This window comes from Virgibacillus sp. 7505 (genome assembly GCF_002272135.1).
Classification (GTDB): domain Bacteria; phylum Bacillota; class Bacilli; order Bacillales; family Amphibacillaceae; genus Terribacillus.
Window position 1 is genome coordinate 1 of the sequence record NZ_NPBF01000178.1, and the last position, 276, is coordinate 276.

Below are 276 nucleotides of genomic sequence, written 5' to 3' on the forward strand. Positions count from 1 at the left end.
GCTTTGTACGCCTTCCCCTTCATTTCCAAGCAAAAGCGCAAACTGTTCTTGTGGCTGGAACTGTTCATATGGCGTGGCATCATGTAAAGATGTCCCGTAAACCGGAATGTCGCTTTCTTTGAGCATCTTTATCCAGGTAGCCAAATCGCCCATATAAACAGGTAAATGAAACAATGCCCCTTGTGTTGCTCGGATCACTTTTGCATTGAATAAATCAGCACAACCACTGCCTAAAACAACTCCTGCTGCATCAGCAGCCAATGCCGTGCGGATAAT

The 276-nt window shown here is 45.7% G+C and carries 1 protein-coding gene; it reads right to left on the minus strand.

The annotated features are described in order from the left end of the window. A partial coding sequence (locus CHH91_RS18500; RefSeq protein WP_141234216.1) for a TrmH family RNA methyltransferase occupies positions 1–276 on the minus strand: 276 nt, incomplete at both ends.